Origin of the sequence: Streptomyces sp. NPDC050164 (assembly GCF_044459945.1) — a bacterium.
Taxonomy (GTDB): Bacteria; Actinomycetota; Actinomycetes; order Streptomycetales; family Streptomycetaceae; genus Streptomyces; species Streptomyces coeruleorubidus_A.
This window is the reverse complement of record NZ_JBITJK010000017.1, coordinates 148,749-167,646: the sequence shown is the minus strand read 5'-3', so window position 1 is coordinate 167,646 and position 18,898 is coordinate 148,749. Positions and strand designations below refer to the sequence as shown.

Here is an 18,898-nt window from a genome sequence, read left to right as displayed (position 1 = left end):
ACCACGAACAGCCCCATGCCATGGTCACGGTATGGTGCGGCTGAATAGTTTCATAGTGTTTCGGTGGTTATAGCGTAGGGGAAACGCCCGGTTACATTCCGAACCCGGAAGCTAAGCCTTACAGCGCCGATGGTACTGCAGGGGGGACCCTGTGGGAGAGTAGGACGCCGCCGAACAATTATTGACAGGGTTGGACCCGGAACTTCGGTTACGGGTCCAACCCTTTTTTGTTCTCCGTCACTTGAAGTTCACGTTGCGCGATCAGCATCCACAGTATGGGTACTGCTGCAATGCTCAGGGCCGCCGGTGTCGGACTCGGTGACGAGGTCGTCGTGCCGGCCTTCGGGAACGTCGAGGTGGCCGAGGCCGTGGCCAAGGCCGGGGCGCTGCCGGTGTTCGCCGACATAGATCCGGTCTCCTACTGCCTCGACGCCTCCGCTGTGGAAGCGGCGGTAACTCCGCGGACCGCGGCCGTGGTGGTCGTACACCGCTTCGGGCGGCTCGCCGACATCGGGCGGCTGCACGCGCTGGGAGCGCGGCACGGGCTGCTCGTGCTGGAGCACGGGGAGTCCGAGGCGCCGTACGACGAGATAGCCCAGCGCAGGGAGCGGGCGGCCTATCTCCATGCGAAGTTGAGGGGTGTGCGGACGCCGGACGACGGTGACGGGCACACCTATCAGCAGTACGTCGTGCGGGTTCCGGGCAATGGGCGACCGGATCGGGACGCTTTCGCGCGGGCTGTGCGGGCCAAGGGAGTCGAATGCCGGGTGCCGGTGAAGACTCCGGTGCATCGACTGCCCGAATTCCGGCGGTGTGTTTCCCTCCCGGAGACGGAGCGGGCTTCCGACGAGACGCTCGCACTGCCTGTGGATGCCACCCTGACCAAGCGGGACATGCAGCGGATCGTGTCCGCCTGTAATGCCCTTGGAGGGCTTCTTCAGCCCGCCTTCTGAGGTGGTTGGGAGCACGGGTCTGTTCGGGGTATGATCTATTCCGTTGCCGCGCGGGAAGCCCCGCAACGCAACAGGCCCCTATAGCTCAGTCGGCAGAGCGTCTCCATGGTAAGGAGAAGGTCAACGGTTCGATTCCGTTTGGGGGCTCCAGCAGAAAAGGCCCCACCCTCACGGGTGGGGCCTTTTTCGTGTCCTAGTCCTTGTGGAGACCCGGGACGCGCATCGCCAGGATCGCCATGTCGTCGGACGGGGCGTCCGACGCGAAGCGTTCCACCGCGCGCATGATGCGGGCCGCGACCGCGCCGGCCGTGAGGCCCGTGCAGGTCGTGAGGACGTCGGCGAGACCGTCGTCGCCCAGCATGCGGGCGCCTTCACGGCGTTCCGTGACGCCGTCCGTGACGCACAGGAGGACATCGCCCGGGTCGAGCGTGACCGTCTGCTCGTAGAGCTCCAGGTCCTCGATGACGCCGAGGAGCGGCTGGGGTTCGGCTGCCGGCTCCACCGAGCCGTCCTGGCGCAGGCGCAGAGGGAGCGGGTGGCCGGCGCACACGACCTTCAGTTCGGCGCTGCCGTCCTCCTGGGGGCGCATCTCGCCGTAGAGGAGGGTGAGGAAGCGGCTGCGGGCGCCTTCGTCGAGGATGGCGGAGTTCAGGCGTTCCAGGACCGCCGGGCCGCTGAGGCCCTCGCGGGCCAGGAGGCGCAGGGCGTGGCGGGCGAGGCCCGTGACCGCCGCGGCGTTCGGGCCGGTACCGCAGACGTCGCCGATGGCGAAGCCGTAGGCGCCGTCGCGGATGGGGAAGACGTCGTAGAAGTCGCCGCCGACCTCGTTGCCCTCGCCGGCGGCGCGGTAGATGACCTCGACCTCGACTCCCTCGATCGTGGGAAGTTCCGGCGGGAGGAGGCTGCGCTGGAGGGACTGGCTGATGGCCGTGCGCTCGGAGTAGAGGCGGGCGTTGTCCAGGGCCAGGGCGGCTCGGCGGGACAGGTCCTCGGCGAGTTCCAGGATCTCCTGGCGGAAGTGTTCGTCGGTCGGCTTGCCGAGCGTCAGCATGCCGATGACGCGGTTGCGGGCGACCAGGGGGAGGACGACCGTCTCACCGCCCACCGCGGATGCCGTGGCGAGGGTCGGGCCGATGCCGGGAGTGACCTGGTGGGTCGGGCCGCCGCTGAGGCCGAGGCTGCGCATGGAGCTGCGCAGGGCCGCCTGGTGGGCCACCTCGGCGGGGGCCGTCCAGACGCGGGCGCCCGGGGTGGGGACCGGGTCGGGCGGGGGGACCTTCGACAGCAGGGACTTGATGCCGTCGATGAGTTCCTCGTCCTCGTGCAGGACGTACGACAGGTACGGCTCGGAGGCCTGGTGGGCGATCGTGTAGACGGCGCACCAGGTGGCGAGGGTCGGGACCGTCATCTGGGCCATCAGGGCCAGGGTCTGGTCGCGGTCCAGGGTGCCGGCGAGCAGGTCGGAGGCCTCGACGAGGAAGTTCAGGGAGCCGCGGCGCAGGCGTTCGAGTTCGCCGAGGCGGGCCGATTCGACGGCGAGTGCGATGCGGTCGGCGGCGAACTGGAGGCGCAGGGCCTCCTCGTTGGAGTATCTGCCGGGTGCCTCGGCGGCGACGCCGAGGGAGCCGGTGAGGCGGCCCTCGACCTTCAGCGGGACCGTGACGACCGAGCGCATGCCGGTGCCGTTCAGCAGCGGCACCGCGCCGGGGACCGCCGTCAGGTCGTCGTGGACGGCCGGCATACGGGCCGAGCCGTAGCGGCCGGAGCCCGCCTCGACGGGGACGCGGGCGAAGCGCTGGCGGGCGGAGGGCAGGCCCGTGGAGGCGCGGACCTCCAGTTCCGTCTCGTCGTCGGTGGCCAGCAGGAGGAACGCGGAGTCGCCGTCGAGCATGTCGCGGGCGCGTTCGACCGTGCGCTGGAGGAGGCCGTCGAGGTCGTCCGGGGCGGGGTAGCCGATGAACACCTCGAAGGGGTCGGTGCTCTGGCCCTCGGAGGTGGTGGAGGTGTCGGAGGCGGGGATGCGCAGGGGCGTCTGGAGAACGGCCCGTTCGTGGTCCCGTACCAGGAGGCACACGGTTGACGGTTCGCCGCCGGTGTCGCGGACGCGCAGGTGGGAGGCGTAGACGGGGGTCACGCGGCCGTTGGCGGCGCGGATGCCGTAACTGCCTTCCCAGCGGGAGAGCTGGAGTGCCTCCGCGATGCCGGTGCTGGTGCCCGGGGTGTGCGGCCAGGCCGCGAGGTCGGTCAGGGGCTTGCCGGTGACCTGCTCGGCCGGGTAGCCGAAGAGGTCCTCGGCGTCCTCGTTCCAGGCGGTGATGTGGCCGGTGCGGTCGATCTGGATGACGGCCACGCGGACCCGGCCGTCGGCGAGGGGGAGGAGGTTGGCGGGGAGGGCGGGGCCGGCCGCGCGGGTGCCCACCGCCCGGGCCGGGAGGTCGAGTTGGAACCAGACGGTCTTGTGGGTGGGGGTGTACTCGACGCCCCAGCGGCCGGCGAGGGCCGCGCACAGTTGGAGGCCGCGTCCGCCCTCGCGGTCGGGGCTGCCCATGTTGACGGCCGAGGCCTGGAGCGGGATCTCACGCTCGGGGTATCGGTCGGCCACCTCGATGCGCACGCCCTCGTCGCTGCGCAGGCAGAGCAGGTCGGCGGAGGTACCGGCGTGGACCACGGCGTTGGTCACCAGTTCGCTGGTGAGAACGACGGCGTCGTCGACGATGTCGGCGAAGCCCCAGCCCTGGAGGGTGTCGCGAACGAAGGAGCGGGCGCTCGCGACAGATCGCCCGACGGGCTCGAAACTGGCGGCCGCTCGCGCGGTGATCACAGAACTCCTCGACCGGTTCTCGACGTGCTGGGCTGCGTGGCCGACCGGCTCGCGCCGCTGTTGCGGCAGGCCGCCCGTCGGCCGGGGGTCCGGGGGCTGTCCCCCCGGGATCAGTCCGGTGGTCATGTGTGCGGCCGCCCCTCCGATGCCCGCTCGTCTTCGTGCCACCGCCCAGGCCGGACGGACCGGCGCGGCTGGACAGCCGCATGCAAGGTTACTTACCTTCGCGGTCCATGCGGATGCCGGTCTGCAGTGTTTCCGTCCGGAGGGTGTGCGGACGATGTGCGAAGCTGCCGAACTGTTATGGCCTGGTTCGGCCAGGGTGAAACACTGGGCAAGCTTCTTGTGAAAGTCCGGGCAGGCTGAGTGTCTTCTGCGTACGGGGGCAGCAGCCCCCTGGGAACGGCCTGGTATGCAGGGCGGAGAATACGCAGTAGTAACCGGTACGCCGAGCGTGGTACCTCAGCACAGCAGTGACGGTCGACCCCTGCGGGAGGGACACAGTGGAGTCTGGCGCAGCGACGCGTGGCAAGAAAACGCGCGCGAAAGGCGGACAGTCCCCAAGCAATCAGGGCAAAGTGCGCAGCGGCACGACTGAAGTGGACACGGCAGCCCTGAACCGGCTGATGGTTGCCCTGGTGGCGATGCGGGACGGCAACTTCCGCAAGCGGCTCACGGTGTCCGGGGACGGCGTGATGGCCGAGATCGCGGCGGTTTTCAACGAGGTGGCCGACCGCAATCTGCATCTGACGGGTGAGCTCTCGCGGGTGCGGCGGATGGTGGGCCGGGAGGGCAAGCTCACCGAGCGGCTGGAGACGGGGGCCTGCGAGGGCTCCTGGGCGACCGCGATCGACAACTCGAACGCCCTGGTGGACGACCTGGTGCGGCCGGTTTCCGAGGTCAGCCGGGTGCTGTCGGCGGTGGCCGAGGGTGATCTGTCGCCGCGTATGGAGTTGCGGACACAGGTGCCGGACGGCAACGGGCAGCCGTTGCGCGGCGAGTTCCTGAAGGTCGGGCGGACCGTCAACAATCTGGTCGACCAGCTGTCGACGTTCACCGACGAGGTCACGCGTGTGGCCAGTGAGGTGGGCACCGAGGGCAAGCTGGGCGGGCAGGCGCGTGTGCGTGGCATGTCGGGTTCGTGGAGGGATCTCACGGACTCCGTCAACACGATGGCGTACCGGCTCACCGCTCAGGTGCGGGATATCGCGCTGGTGACGACGGCGGTCGCCAAGGGTGATCTGTCCCGGAAGGTCACCGTTCAGGTGGCCGGCGAGATGCTGGAGCTGAAGAACACCGTCAACACGATGGTGGACCAGCTGTCGGCGTTCTCCTCCGAGGTGACGCGGGTGGCCCGTGAGGTGGGCACCGAGGGTGCGCTGGGCGGGCAGGCGCAGGTACCCGGGGTGGACGGTGTCTGGAAGGAGCTCACCGACTCCGTCAACACCATGGCCGGGAACCTCACGGCCCAGGTGCGCGGGATCGCGGAGGTGACGACGGCGGTCGCCAACGGTGACCTGTCTCGGAAGGTGACCGTGCAGGCGCGGGGCGAGGTCGCGCAGCTCGCCGAGACGATCAACCAGATGACCGAGACGCTGCGGATCTTCGCGGACGAGGTCACGCGTGTGGCCAACGAGGTCGGGGCCGAGGGGCGGCTCGGCGGCCAGGCGAATGTGCCGGGTGCGGCGGGGACGTGGAAGGACCTCACCGATTCGGTGAACACGGTCTTCCGGAACCTGACCACTCAGGTGCGGGACATCGCCGCCGTGACGACGGCCGTGGCCAACGGTGATCTGTCGCAGAAGGTCACCGTGGACGTGGCCGGCGAGATGCTGGAGCTGAAGAACACCGTCAACACGATGGTCGACCAGCTCTCCGCCTTCGGTGCTGAAGTGACCCGTGTGGCACGCGAGATCGGTGTCGAGGGTGAGCTGGGCGGTCAGGCGCAGGTGCCGGGTGTGGCCGGGACATGGAAGGACCTGACGGACTCCGTCAACACGGCGTTCCGGAACCTCACCGGACAGGTGCGGAACATCGCGCAGGTGACGACGGCGGTGGCCAACGGTGACCTCTCGCAGAAGGTCACGGTCGACGTCTCCGGCGAGATGCTCAAGATGAAGAACACCGTGAACACCATGGTGGATCAGCTGTCGTCCTTCGCCGACCAGGTGACCCGGATGGCCCGGGACGTGGGCACGGAGGGCCGTCTCGGCGGTCAGGCCCAGGTGGACGGCGTGTCCGGCACGTGGAAGGAGCTGACCGACTCCGTCAACTCCATGGCCGGGAACCTCACCTCCCAGGTGCGCAACATCGCGCAGGTGACGACGGCGGTGGCCCGGGGTGATCTGTCGCAGAAGATCGACGTGGACGCGCGCGGCGAGATCCTGGAGCTGAAGAACACCATCAACACGATGGTCGACCAGCTCTCGGCCTTCGCCGACCAGGTGACCCGGGTCGCGCGCGAGGTGGGTACGGACGGCCGGCTGGGCGGACAGGCGCAGGTGCCCGGCGTCGCCGGTGTGTGGCGTGACCTCACCGATTCCGTGAACGGCATGGCCGGGAACCTCACCGCGCAGGTGCGCAACATCGCGCAGGTGGCGACCGCGGTGGCCCGGGGTGATCTGTCGCAGAAGATCGACGTGGATGCGCGCGGGGAAATCCTGGAGCTGAAGAACACCCTGAACACGATGGTGGACCAGCTGTCGTCGTTCGCCCAGGAGGTCACGCGTGTGGCCCGTGAGGTGGGTACGGAGGGCATCCTGGGCGGCCAGGCCGAGGTGCAGGGCGTCTCCGGCACCTGGAAGGACCTCACCCAGTCCGTGAACGGCATGGCGAACAACCTGACCATCCAGGTGCGCAACATCGCCGAGGTCACGACCGCGGTCGCCCGGGGTGACCTGTCGAAGAAGATCACCGTCGACGCCAAGGGCGAGATCCTCGAACTCGTCACGACCGTCAACACGATGGTGGACCAGCTGTCGTCCTTCGCCGAGCAGGTGACCCGGGTGGCCCGCGAGGTGGGCACCGAGGGCATCCTGGGCGGACAGGCGCACGTGCCGGGTGTCACGGGCATCTGGAAGGACCTGAGCGACAACGTCAACCTGATGGCCAAGAACCTGACCACACAGGTGCGGAACATCTCCCAGGTCTCCGCGGCGGTCGCCAACGGTGACCTGACGCGGCAGGTCACGATCGAGGCGCGCGGTGAGGTCGCGCAGCTCGCCGACACCATCAACACGATGGTGAAGACGCTGAGTTCGTTCGCCGAGCAGGTCACCAAGGTGGCCCGCGAGGTGGGCACGGACGGCATCCTGGGCGGTCAGGCGCATGTGCCGGGTGTGGCCGGTACGTGGAAGGACCTCACCGAGTCCGTGAACCAGATGGCGTCCAACCTCACCGGCCAGGTGCGCAACATCGCCATGGTGACCACGGCGATCGCCAAGGGTGACCTGACGAAGAAGATCGACATCGACGCGCGCGGGGAGATCCTGGAGCTGAAGACGACCATCAACACGATGGTCGACCAGCTGTCGTCCTTCGCCGAGGAGGTCACCCGGGTCGCCCGCGAGGTGGGCACGGAAGGACAGCTCGGCGGGCAGGCGCGCGTGCGTGACGTCGACGGCACCTGGCGGGACCTGACCGAGTCCGTGAACGAGATGGCCGGGAACCTGACCCGGCAGGTGCGTGCCATCGCGCGCGTGGCGACCGCCGTGACCCGCGGCGACCTGAACCTGAAGATCGACGTGGACGCGTCCGGGGAGATCCAGGAGCTCCAGGACTACATCAACAAGATGATCGCCAACCTGCGCGACACCACGATCGCCAACAAGGAGCAGGACTGGCTGAAGGGCAACCTGGCCCGGATCTCCGCCCTGATGCAGGGGCGTCGCGACCTGGAGGACGTGGCCTCGCTGATCATGAGCGAGCTGACGCCGGTGGTGTCCGCGCAGCACGGCGCGTTCTTCGTGGCGATGCCCCTCGTCGACGGCGAGGACATGAGCGCCGCGGACGAGGACCAGTACGAGCTGCGCATGCTCGGTTCGTACGGCTACTCGATGGGCTCCATGCCGACGTCGTTCCAGCCGGGTGAGGCGCTGGTCGGGACAGCCGCCGAGGAGAAGCGCACGATTCTGGTGGAGAACGCGCCGAGCGGCTATCTGAAGATCTCCTCCGGGCTCGGTGAGGCGCCGCCCGCGCAGGTGATCGTGCTGCCGGTGCTGTTCGAGGGCAGCGTGCTCGGCGTCATCGAGCTGGCGTCCTTCACGCCGTTCACACAGATCCAGAAGGACTTCCTCAACCAGATCGCCGAGATGATCGCGACGAGCGTCAACACCATCTCCGTCAACACCAAGACCGAGCTGCTGCTGGCGCAGTCGCAGGAGCTGACCGAGCAACTGCGTGAGCGCTCCGCGGAGTTGGAACAGCGGCAGAAGGCGCTCCAGGCGTCCAACGCCGAACTGGAGGAGAAGGCCGAGCTGCTGGCCCAGCAGAACCGCGACATCGAGGTGAAGAACACCGAGATCGAGGAGGCGCGGCAGGTCCTGGAGGAGCGCGCCGAGCAGCTCGCGGTGTCGATGCGCTACAAGAGCGAGTTCCTGGCGAACATGTCGCACGAGTTGCGTACGCCGCTCAACTCGCTGCTGATCCTGGCCAAGCTGCTCGCCGACAACGCCGAGGGGAACCTCTCGCCGAAGCAGGTCGAGTTCGCCGAGACGATCCACGGGGCAGGTTCCGACCTGCTCCAGCTCATCAACGACATCCTCGACCTGTCGAAGGTCGAGGCGGGCAAGATGGACGTCTCCCCGACGCGGATCGCGCTCGTCCAGCTCGTGGACTACGTGGAGGCCACCTTCCGCCCGCTGACCGCGGAGAAGGGCCTGGACCTGTCCGTACGGGTCTCGCCGGAGCTGCCCGCGACGCTGCACACCGACGAGCAGCGGCTGCTCCAAGTGCTGCGCAACCTGCTGTCCAACGGGGTCAAGTTCACCGACTCCGGGTCGGTGGAGCTGGTCATCAGGCCGGCGCGGGACGACGTGCCGCAGAGGATCCGGGAGCAGTTGCTGGAGGCCGGGTCGCTGACCGACCCGGATGCCGAGCTGATCGCGTTCTCCGTGACCGACACCGGGATCGGCATCGCGTCCAGCAAGATGCGGGTGATCTTCGAGGCGTTCAAGCAGGCCGACGGTACGACCAGCCGCAAGTACGGCGGTACGGGTCTCGGGCTGTCCATCTCGCGGGAGATCGCCCAGCTGCTCGGCGGTGAGATCCACGCGCAGAGCGAGCCGGGCCGTGGCTCGACGTTCACGCTGTACCTGCCGTTGCACCCGAGCGAACTGCCGCCGCAGGGCTATCAGCAGCAGCTGCCGGCCCTGGAGCCCGGTGACCTGATGGTGTCGACGTCGGACCTGTCCGAGCTGTCCGAGGTCGAGGTCGAGACGCCGGCCGAGGTGAAGTCGTACAACGAGACGCAGAACGGGCCGGCCGCCCTGTTCCGGCGGCGGCGCAGGATGCCGGAGCTGGCGCCGCGCCCGGCGCAGCAGGAGCAGTGGACGCCCGCGGAGCAGGAGGCGGCGCCGAAGCCGCGGCGCGGCATCCGTTTCGGCGGCCAGAAGGTCCTGATCGTCGACGACGACATCCGCAACGTCTTCGCGCTGACCAGCGTCCTGGAGCAGCATGGCCTGTCCGTGCTGTACGCCGAGAACGGCCGTGAGGGCATTGAGGTGCTGGAGCAGCACGACGACGTGGCGGTCGTCCTGATGGACATCATGATGCCCGAGATGGATGGGTACGCGACGACCACGGCGATCCGCAGGATGCCGCAGTTCGCCGGGCTGCCGATCATCGCGCTGACCGCGAAGGCGATGAAGGGCGACCGGGAGAAGGCGATCGAGTCGGGCGCCTCCGACTACGTCACGAAGCCGGTCGACCCCGATCACCTGCTCGCGGTGATGGATCAGTGGATGCGAGGGGAATGAGGGGAACGTTGGACCGTTACGCAACGTTGGCGGGAAGGTTCGGTGTTCGCACGCAGTTGCGGACTCGGTGCGCGCATAGTCGTGTAGGAGTACGAGATCTGGGGAACCTTCTGGTCTCCTGCTGCGTTTCTGCTACGTGCACAGTGACATCGCGGTGACAGGGTGTGGCGACAGGCGGGGTGCGGCTACGATGACCGGCACAAGGACGGGCGGCGCAAGGGAGTCGTCCCCTGGGGCGGCACCCACCGGTGCACCCCCAGGTCCTGCGGACAGGGGAGGCCCCACGCCGGGGCGAGGAGGGCGGGCCATGGTGCAGAAGGCCAAGATCCTCCTGGTCGATGACCGGCCGGAGAATCTGCTTGCGCTGGAGGCGATCCTCTCTGCGCTCGATCAGACGCTGGTGCGGGCATCGTCCGGGGAGGAAGCGCTCAAAGCGCTGCTCACGGACGACTTCGCGGTCATTCTGCTGGACGTCCAGATGCCGGGCATGGACGGCTTCGAAACAGCCGCGCACATCAAGCGGCGGGAGCGGACCCGGGACATCCCGATCATCTTCCTCACCGCGATCAACCACGGGCCGCACCACACCTTCCGGGGTTACGCGGCGGGCGCGGTCGACTACATCTCCAAGCCGTTCGACCCGTGGGTGCTGCGCGCGAAGGTCTCCGTCTTCGTCGAGCTGTACATGAAGAACTGCCAGCTGCGTGAGCAGGCGTCGCTGCTGCGGCTCCAGTTGGAGGGCAACGGCAAGGACGCGGGCGGCGAGGTCAAGGAGTCGGCCGGGCTGCTCGCCGAGCTCTCGGCGCGGCTCGCGGCGGTCGAGGAGCAGGCCGAGGCGCTGACCAAGCAGCTCAACGACGACTCGACGGACGCGGCGGCGGTGGCCACGGCGGCTCATCTGGAGCGCAAGCTCACGGGGTTGCGGCGGGCGCTGGACGCGCTGGAGCCGGGCACCGGGAGCACATCGTCGGTGTCCTCGCAGAACTGACGCCCGGGCAGGCGTGGTTGCCCGCCCATGAGCGCGCGTCAGTTCCGTGCCTCTCCCGGAGCGACACGAACGGGTGAAGCCGTAGGCACACGTGTCCCTTGTCGTCTCCCCCGGTAACCTCACACCCATGGCCTCACGTCCCTCCGCAGCCAAGAAGCCGCCCGCGAAGAAGGCGGCCGGTTCGGCGAAGGCTCCGGCGAAGAAGGCCGCTGCCAAAAAGGCTCCAGCGAAAAAGGCGCCCGCCAAGAAGACCGCGGCGAAGAAGGCCGCGCCCAAACCGGCTCCGAGCCCGACCGGGGGCATCTACCGGCTCGTGCGCGCCCTGTGGCTCGGGGTCGCACACGCCGTCGGCGCCGTGTTCCGCGGCATAGGGCAGGGCGCCAAGAACCTCGATCCGGCCCACCGCAAGGACGGCGTCGCCCTGCTGCTGCTCGGCATCGCGCTGATCGTCGCCGCGGGCACCTGGGCCGACCTGAAGGGCCCCGTGGGCGACCTGGTCGAGATCCTGGTGACCGGCGCGTTCGGCCGGCTCGACCTGCTCGTGCCGATCCTGCTCGCCGTCATCGCCGTGCGGTTCATCCGCCACCCGGAGAAGCCCGAGGCCAACGGACGGATCGTCATCGGCCTGTCCGCGCTCGTCATCGGCGTGCTCGGCCAGGTCCACATCGCCTGCGGCTCACCCGCCCGCGGCGACGGCATGCAGGCCATAAGGGACGCCGGCGGTCTCATCGGCTGGGCCGTGGCGACCCCGCTGTCGTACGCCCTGGGCGACATGCTCGCCGTGCCGCTGCTCGTGCTGCTGACGATCTTCGGACTGCTGGTCGTCACGGCCACCCCCGTCAACGCCATCCCGCAGCGGCTGCGGCAGCTCGGGGTGCGGCTCGGGATCGTCCGCGACCCGGCCGAGGACGAGTTCGGGGAGGACGACGAGCGCTACGAGGAGCAGTGGCGTGAGGCGCTGCCCGCCCGGCCGCGCGGCAGGCGCACGCCGGCGCCCGCGGCGTACGACCCGGACAGCGCCGAGCAGGAGGCCCTCTCCCGGCGCCGCGGCCGTCCCCGGCGGTCCGCCGTGCCGCAGCCCGACATGGACCGGCCCATGGACGCCGTGGACGTCGCCGCGGCGGCCGCCGCCGCGCTCGACGGGGCCGTGCTGCACGGGATGCCGCCCTCGCCGATCGTCGCCGACCTCACCCAGGGCGTGACCGTCGGGGACCGCGAGGCGACCACGCCGACGCCCGTCCCGGCCGCCCGGCCGCAGCAGGAGAAGCTCAAGGAGGACAAGCCCGAGCAGGGGAGGCCGAAGGCGGGCGTCCGCGACCTCACCAAGTCCCCGCCCGCCAAGCCCCGCGACCTTCCCCCGCGCGCGGAACAGCTCCAGCTGTCCGGGGACATCACGTACGCGCTGCCGTCGCTCGACCTGCTGGAGCGCGGCGGCCCGGGCAAGGCGCGCAGCGCCGCCAACGACGCCATAGTCGCCGCGCTGACCAACGTCTTCACCGAGTTCAAGGTGGACGCCACCGTCACCGGCTTCACGCGCGGGCCGACGGTCACCCGCTACGAGATCGAGCTCGGCCCCGCCGTGAAGGTCGAGCGGATCACCGCGCTGGCCAAGAACATCGCCTACGCCGTCGCCAGCCCGGACGTGCGGATCATCAGCCCGATCCCCGGCAAGTCCGCGGTCGGCATCGAGATCCCCAACACCGACCGCGAGATGGTCAACCTCGGTGACGTACTGCGGCTCGCGGAGTCCGCGGAGGACGACGACCCGATGCTGGTCGCCTTCGGCAAGGACGTCGAGGGCGGCTACGTCATGCACTCGCTGGCGAAGATGCCGCACATGCTGGTCGCCGGCGCCACCGGCTCCGGAAAGTCGTCCTGCGTCAACTGCCTGATCACCTCGATCATGATGCGGGCGACCCCCGAGGACGTCCGGATGATCCTCGTCGACCCCAAGCGGGTCGAACTGACCGCCTACGAGGGCATCCCGCACCTGATCACACCGATCATCACCAACCCCAAGCGGGCCGCGGAGGCGCTCCAGTGGGTCGTGCGCGAGATGGACCTGCGCTACGACGACCTGGCGGCCTACGGCTACCGGCACATCGACGACTTCAACCGGGCCGTGCGCGAGGGCAAGGTCAAACCGCCCGAGGGCAGCGAGCGCGAGCTCCAGCCGTACCCGTACCTGCTGGTCATCGTCGACGAGCTCGCCGATCTGATGATGGTCGCGCCACGGGACGTCGAGGACGCGATCGTGCGCATCACGCAGCTCGCGCGTGCGGCCGGCATCCACCTCGTGCTCGCCACACAGCGGCCGTCGGTCGACGTCGTCACCGGCCTGATCAAGGCGAACGTGCCGTCGCGGCTGGCCTTCGCCACGTCGTCGCTGGCCGACTCGCGGGTCATCCTCGACCAGCCGGGCGCCGAGAAGCTCATCGGCAAGGGCGACGGGCTGTTCCTGCCGATGGGCGCCAACAAGCCGACCCGTATGCAGGGCGCCTTCGTGACCGAGGAGGAGATCGCGGGCGTCGTCCAGCACTGCAAGGACCAGATGGCGCCCGTCTTCCGGGACGACGTCACCGTCGGGACCAAGCAGAAGAAGGAGATCGACGAGGACATCGGCGACGACCTCGACCTGCTGTGCCAGGCGGCCGAACTGGTCGTCTCCACGCAGTTCGGATCGACGTCCATGCTCCAGCGGAAACTGCGCGTCGGCTTCGCCAAGGCCGGGCGGCTGATGGACCTGATGGAATCCCGGAACATCGTCGGACCGAGCGAGGGTTCGAAGGCTCGTGACGTTCTTGTGAAGCCTGACGAGCTGGATGGCGTGCTCGCGCTGATCCGGGGGGAGTCTGAAGGGTAGGGAAGCGGGACACGCCGGTCGCCTCGCCGAGTCGTACTGCAATCGGGTGTCCGGATCGTGACTCACCCGTAAGGGGTCATCGAGCAACCGTTTCCCTACGGCGTACGTCAAGTTGAGGGAAGCGATAAGCAGCTTCTCCACCATCGGAATGTCGGGCCATTCCGATGGCGTACAAAGTGCCACCGCCCGGTTGCCCCACCCTTTTGTACCCCCCCTAGACTGAACCTCCAGCACAGGCGGCTACACGCTCGAAAGGCGCCCCCGTGTCCATCGGCAACTCCCCTGAAGACGAGCGTCCGTTCGAAGACGAGCGCGTCGAAGAAGACCGCGAGGAAGCCCGCCCCTCCATCGGCCGTGCCCTTCAGCAGGCGCGCATCGCCGCTGGGCTGACCGTCGACGACATCAGTAGCGCCACCCGGGTCCGCATGAACATCGTGCACGCCATCGAGGCGGACGACTTCACCGCCTGCGGTGGGGACGTCTACGCCCGAGGGCACATCAGGACCCTGGCCAAGGCTGTCCACCTCGACCCCGCGCCGCTGCTCGACCAGTACGGCGACGAGCACGGCGGGCGCCCGGCACCGACCCCGGCAGCTCCCCTGTTCGAGGCGGAACGCATCCGTCCGGAGCGGCGGGGACCCAACTGGACCGCCGCGATGGTCGCCGCGATCGTCGTCGTGATCGGTTTCGTCGGGTTCACCATGTTCCAGGGCACCGACGACAGCGCCGGCGAGGCGAACGTGGCCGAGGGCTCCACGCCCAGCGACTCAACCTCCCCGACCCCCAAGACCAAGAAGCCCACCGGCCCCAAGCCCGAGGCGTCCGACAGTGCCATCGCCGCCGCGCCCCGGGACAAGGTGACGGTCCAGGTGGCCGCCGCCGACGGCCGCAGCTGGATCGCCGCCAAGGACCACAACGGCCGGCTGATCTTCGACGGATTCCTCAAGCAGGGCGAGACCAAGACCTTCCAGGACAGCTCGAAGGTGCACCTCGTCCTCGGGGACGCCGGTGCGATCGACCTCTTCGTCAACGGCAAGAAGATCAAGGACGACTTCAAGCCCGGCTCGGTGGAACGCCTGACCTACACCAAGGGCGACCCCGAGGCCGGGTAACCGGCCCGGAGCGTGCAGTCACTGCGGGGTTGGCCGGGAAACGGCCAACCCCGTCGACGTGGGGTGTCAGCGGGACGAAGTACTCTTGAGCCCATGCCTGAACGCCGTACCGTCGCACTCGTCACCCTTGGCTGCGCCCGTAACGAGGTGGACTCGGAGGAGCTCGCAGGCCGTTTGGAGGCGGACGGCTGGCAGCTCGTCGAGGACGCCGAGGACGCGGACGTCGCTGTCGTGAACACCTGTGGCTTCGTCGAGGCCGCCAAGAAGGACTCCGTCGACGCCCTCCTGGAAGCCAACGACCTCAAGGGACACGGCAGAACCCAGGCCGTCGTGGCGGTGGGCTGCATGGCCGAGCGGTACGGCAAGGAACTCGCCGAGGCCCTCCCCGAGGCAGACGGTGTGCTCGGATTCGACGACTACACGGACATCTCCGACCGGCTCCAGACCATCCTCAACGGCGGCATCCACGCCTCGCACGCCCCGCGCGACCGGCGCAAGCTCCTGCCGATCAGCCCGGCCGAGCGGCAGGAGTCGGCCACCGCGGTCGCACTGCCCGGGCACGCCCCGGTCGACCTTCCCGAGGGCCTCGCTCCGGCCTCCGGACCGCGTGCGCCGCTGCGCCGCCGTCTGGACGGCTCCCCGGTCGCCTCCGTGAAGCTCGCCTCCGGCTGCGACCGGCGCTGCTCCTTCTGCGCCATCCCGTCCTTCCGCGGCTCCTTCATCTCCCGCCGCCCGAGCGACGTGCTGAACGAGACGCGCTGGCTGGCCGAGCAGGGCGTGAAGGAGATCATGCTGGTCTCCGAGAACAACACCTCCTACGGCAAGGACCTCGGCGACATCCGCCTGCTGGAGTCGCTGCTGCCCGAGCTCGCCGAGGTGGACGGCATCGAGCGGGTCCGGGTGAGCTACCTCCAGCCCGCGGAGATGCGGCCGGGCCTGATCGACGTGCTGACGTCGACCCCGAAGGTCGCGCCCTATTTCGACCTGTCCTTCCAGCACTCCGCGCCCGGCGTGCTGCGGGCGATGCGCCGCTTCGGCGACACCGACCGGTTCCTGGAGCTGCTCGACACGATCCGCGGCAAGGCGCCCGAGGCCGGCGTGCGCTCCAACTTCATCGTCGGCTTCCCCGGCGAGAGCGAGGCCGACCTCGCCGAGCTGGAGCGCTTCCTGAACGGCGCACGGCTGGACGCCATTGGTGTCTTCGGCTACTCCGACGAGGAGGGCACCGAGGCGGCGACCTACGAGAACAAGCTCGACGAGGACGTCGTCGCCGAGCGGCTGGCCCGCGTCTCGCGGCTGGCCGAGGAACTCGTCTCGCAGCGCGCCGAGGATCGCGTCGGCCAGACGGTGCACGTGCTCGTCGAGTCCGTCGACGACGAGGAGGGCGTGTACGGCCGCGCGGCGCACCAGGCGCCCGAGACGGACGGCCAGGTGCTGCTCACGAGCGGCGCGGGTCTGAGCAGCGGCCGTATGGTCGAGGCGAAGGTGGTCGGTACCGAGGGTGTCGACCTGGTGGCCGAGCCGCTTGAGGGCTCGTTCGCGTCGCCGGCGAGTGAGGAGGCGGGCAGATGACCGGTGTTCCGGCATCCGCGGCGGGAGGCTCCTCCGGCGCGAGGAGGACAGCGGCCGGTGCGGCCTCGGGGAAGGTTCCCGGGACCGCGATGGGCCGTGGGGCCGCGCGGTCGGCCGAGGGCGGAGAGCCCGGTGCGACGCCTGGTGCACGGCATGGCGCGGCGTCCGGGACGGGTGACAGTGCGGCGGCCGCCGGTGACGGTTCGGAGAGCGCCGTCGTCGACGCGCAGGACGACGGCAAGCCCGCGCGGGGCGGGAAGCTGGCGGCCGCGGCCGTCAACCAGGCCAGCGTCTGGAACGTCGCCAACCTCCTGACCATGCTCCGGCTGATCCTCGTACCGGCCTTCGTCGCGCTGATGCTCGCGGACGGCGGGTACGACCCGGCGTGGCGGTCCCTCGCCTGGGCGGCCTTCGCCATCGCCATGATCACCGACCTCTTCGACGGTCACCTGGCGCGCACGTACAACCTGGTCACGGACTTCGGGAAGATCGCCGACCCCATCGCCGACAAGGCGATCATGGGGGCGGCGCTGATCTGTCTGTCCGCGCTCGGCGATCTGCCGTGGTGGGTGACCGGCGTCATCCTCGGGCGGGAACTCGGGATCACCCTCCTGCGTTTTGTGGTCATCCGGTACGGCGTCATCCCCGCCAGCCGCGGAGGCAAGCTCAAGACCCTCACCCAGGGCGTGGCCGTGGGCATGTACGTGCTGGCGCTGACGGGGTGGCTGGCCACCCTGCGGTTCTGGGTGATGGCCGCGGCGGTCGTTCTGACCGTGGTGACCGGGCTCGACTATGTGAAACAGGCCATTGTGCTGCGCAGGCGGGGAATCGCCGAGCGCAAGGCCGCGTTGGAGGAGAAGGAAGCGTGAGTTCCACGGCCACCGACGTGGTGCGACTACTCACGGTGAAGGGCAGGACGCTTGCCGTCGCGGAGTCGCTGACCGGTGGCCTCGTTGCGGCGGAGATCACATCCGTCCCCGGGGCGTCCAAGGTCTTCCGGGGCTCGGTGACGGCCTACGCGACCGAACTGAAGCATGAACTGCTGGGTGTCGACACCACCCTGCTGGCGGCGCGAGGAGCGGTGGATCCGCAGGTCGCGGCCCAGATGGCGGCCGGAGTGCGCAAGGCGCTCGGCGCGGACTGGGGCATCGCGACCACCGGTGTCGCGGGCCCCGAGCCGCAGGACGGACAGGCCGTCGGGACGGTCTTCGTCGCCGTGGACGGACCCCTGAGGGCCGATTCCGGTTCTGCCGGCGGCGGAAAAGTGGAGGGTCTGCGGTTGAACGGCCACCGCGAGGAAATTCGTAGAGAGAGTGTACGGAGCGTACTCGCACTGCTCCTGGAGGAGCTTGCGGGCGAACAGACTGGGAATGAGCGGGCACAGGATACGGAACGGAACGGGGGGTTTTGATGTTTGCAGCCCTGAGTGAACACGACATCGCTCCCCGCACGGCCGCGGCGCAAGGCGGTACGGTGGGGCGTAATGGATGCGGCTACGCGGTCCGAGGAGGGAGCCACCGATGATTCTGCTCCGTCGCCTGCTGGGTGACGTGCTGCGTCGGCAGCGCCAGCGCCAGGGCCGTACTCTGCGCGAAGTCTCCTCGTCCGCCCGAGTCTCACTCGGCTATCTCTCCGAGGTGGAGCGGGGGCAGAAGGAGGCTTCCTCCGAACTGCTCTCCGCCATCTGCGACGCGCTGGACGTACGGATGTCCGAGCTCATGCGGGAAGTGAGCGACGAACTCGCCCTTGCCGAGCTGGCCCAGTCCGCTGCGGCCACCCCCAGCGAACCTGTGCCCACGCCGGTTCGCCCGATGCTGGGTTCCGTTTCGGTGACCGGTGTGCCACCGGAACGGGTGACGATCAAGGCGCCCGCCGAGGCGGTGGACGTCGTCGCCGCGTGACGCTCCGCGCGTGCGTGGCATGAACGAGCGGCGCTGACCAGGCGCCGAGACTGGTGAGGCCCCGGCCGGGGTTCTCCGGGAGATCCGGAGGGGTGTCGGTCGGGGTTTTCGCTTGCCTGCAGACTGCCGGGCAGAGTTATGCCCGATTTATTTGCGTTTGCCGGTGGGGCGTGCGGCGGTCATCGTTGAGGGGATGGCGGGGGGCAGCCAACGGAGGTGCGGATGTACGTCGTGAAGAGCCCGCTGTCCGACGCGAGCCTGAAGACCGTGTCCGAGGCGTTGCAGGGCGCCCTCGTGGACCTGGTGGACCTCGCCCTCGTGGCCAAGCAGATCCACTGGAACGTGGTGGGGCCGCGCTTCCGTTCCGTGCATCTCCAGCTCGACGAGGTCGTCGACACCGCGCGGAAGCACTCCGACACCGTGGCCGAGCGCGCCGCGGCGCTCGGGATCCCGCCGGACGGGCGTGCCGCGACGGTCGCCGTCGGCAGCGGGATCGGTGTGACCCCCGAGGGGTGGGTCGACGACACGACCGCCGTGGGGGCGCTCGTCGAGGCGCTGGGCGCGGTGATCACGCGGATGCGGGAGCGGGTCGCGGCGACCGGTGAGCCGGATCCGGTGAGCCAGGACATCTTCATTGGGATCACGGCGGACCTGGAGAAGCATCACTGGATGTTCCAGGCCGAGAACGGGTGATCGGAGCGGGCGCGGCAGCG

Annotated in this window: 11 protein-coding genes, 1 tRNA gene and 1 rRNA gene; 12 read left to right on the top strand and 1 reads right to left on the bottom strand. The window is 69.2% G+C overall.

From position 1 onward, the window contains the following. Positions 1 to 59 precede the first annotated feature (59 nt). The 3 genes from rrf to ACIBNA_RS23235 all read left to right on the top strand — a co-directional run bounded on the left by rrf (position 60) and on the right by ACIBNA_RS23235 (position 1,103). Positions 60 to 176 (top strand): 5S ribosomal RNA (gene rrf, locus ACIBNA_RS23245). Between the two features lie 114 nt (positions 177 to 290). Beyond that, positions 291 to 953, top strand: coding sequence for a DegT/DnrJ/EryC1/StrS family aminotransferase (locus tag ACIBNA_RS23240; RefSeq protein ID WP_399167051.1), 663 nt, complete (start codon positions 291 to 293; stop codon positions 951 to 953). 74 nt (positions 954 to 1,027) lie between these two features. Continuing rightward, positions 1,028 to 1,103, top strand: a tRNA-Thr gene (locus ACIBNA_RS23235). A gap of 43 nt (positions 1,104 to 1,146) precedes the next feature. On the opposite strand, the gene ACIBNA_RS23230 is transcribed toward ACIBNA_RS23235, so the two are convergent. Beyond that, positions 1,147 to 3,900, bottom strand: coding sequence for a SpoIIE family protein phosphatase (locus tag ACIBNA_RS23230; RefSeq protein WP_399167043.1), 2,754 nt, complete (start codon positions 3,898 to 3,900; stop codon positions 1,147 to 1,149). 377 nt (positions 3,901 to 4,277) lie between these two features. Here ACIBNA_RS23230 and ACIBNA_RS23225 point away from each other — a divergent pair, with 377 nt between their 5' ends. From ACIBNA_RS23225 to ACIBNA_RS23185, 9 genes are all read left to right on the top strand, one after another. Then, positions 4,278 to 9,749, top strand: coding sequence for a HAMP domain-containing protein (locus tag ACIBNA_RS23225; RefSeq protein ID WP_399167042.1), 5,472 nt, complete (start codon positions 4,278 to 4,280; stop codon positions 9,747 to 9,749). A 307-nt stretch (positions 9,750 to 10,056) separates the two neighbouring features. Continuing rightward, a complete protein-coding gene (locus ACIBNA_RS23220; RefSeq protein ID WP_399167041.1) occupies positions 10,057 to 10,737 on the top strand; it encodes a two-component system response regulator in 681 nt (226 codons plus the stop codon). 127 nt (positions 10,738 to 10,864) lie between these two features. Then, a complete protein-coding gene (locus ACIBNA_RS23215) occupies positions 10,865 to 13,600 on the top strand; it encodes a DNA translocase FtsK (protein WP_399167040.1) in 2,736 nt (911 codons plus the stop codon). 263 nt (positions 13,601 to 13,863) lie between these two features. Next, positions 13,864 to 14,712 (top strand): helix-turn-helix domain-containing protein, encoded by an 849-nt coding sequence (locus tag ACIBNA_RS23210; protein WP_399167039.1) that lies wholly within the window; start codon positions 13,864 to 13,866, stop codon positions 14,710 to 14,712. 93 nt (positions 14,713 to 14,805) lie between these two features. After that, positions 14,806 to 16,284, top strand: coding sequence for a 30S ribosomal protein S12 methylthiotransferase RimO (gene rimO / locus ACIBNA_RS23205; protein WP_399167038.1), 1,479 nt, complete (start codon positions 14,806 to 14,808; stop codon positions 16,282 to 16,284). Next, positions 16,281 to 17,153, top strand: a complete 873-nt coding sequence (pgsA, locus tag ACIBNA_RS23200; protein ID WP_399167037.1) for a CDP-diacylglycerol--glycerol-3-phosphate 3-phosphatidyltransferase — start codon at positions 16,281 to 16,283, stop codon at positions 17,151 to 17,153. The genes rimO and pgsA overlap by 4 nt, the downstream gene beginning before the upstream one ends. Next, on the top strand, positions 17,150 to 17,695 hold the full coding sequence (locus tag ACIBNA_RS23195; protein ID WP_274820215.1) for a CinA family protein: 546 nt from the start codon (positions 17,150 to 17,152) through the stop codon (positions 17,693 to 17,695). Before pgsA ends, ACIBNA_RS23195 begins: the two co-directional genes overlap by 4 nt. 109 nt (positions 17,696 to 17,804) lie before the next feature. Next, positions 17,805 to 18,185: a helix-turn-helix domain-containing protein gene (locus ACIBNA_RS23190; protein ID WP_003993396.1), complete on the top strand. Its 381-nt coding sequence runs from the start codon at positions 17,805 to 17,807 to the stop codon at positions 18,183 to 18,185. A 222-nt stretch (positions 18,186 to 18,407) separates the two neighbouring features. Next, entirely contained in the window at positions 18,408 to 18,878 is a 471-nt protein-coding gene (locus ACIBNA_RS23185) for a Dps family protein (protein WP_399167036.1), read from the top strand. Positions 18,879 to 18,898 lie beyond the last annotated feature (20 nt).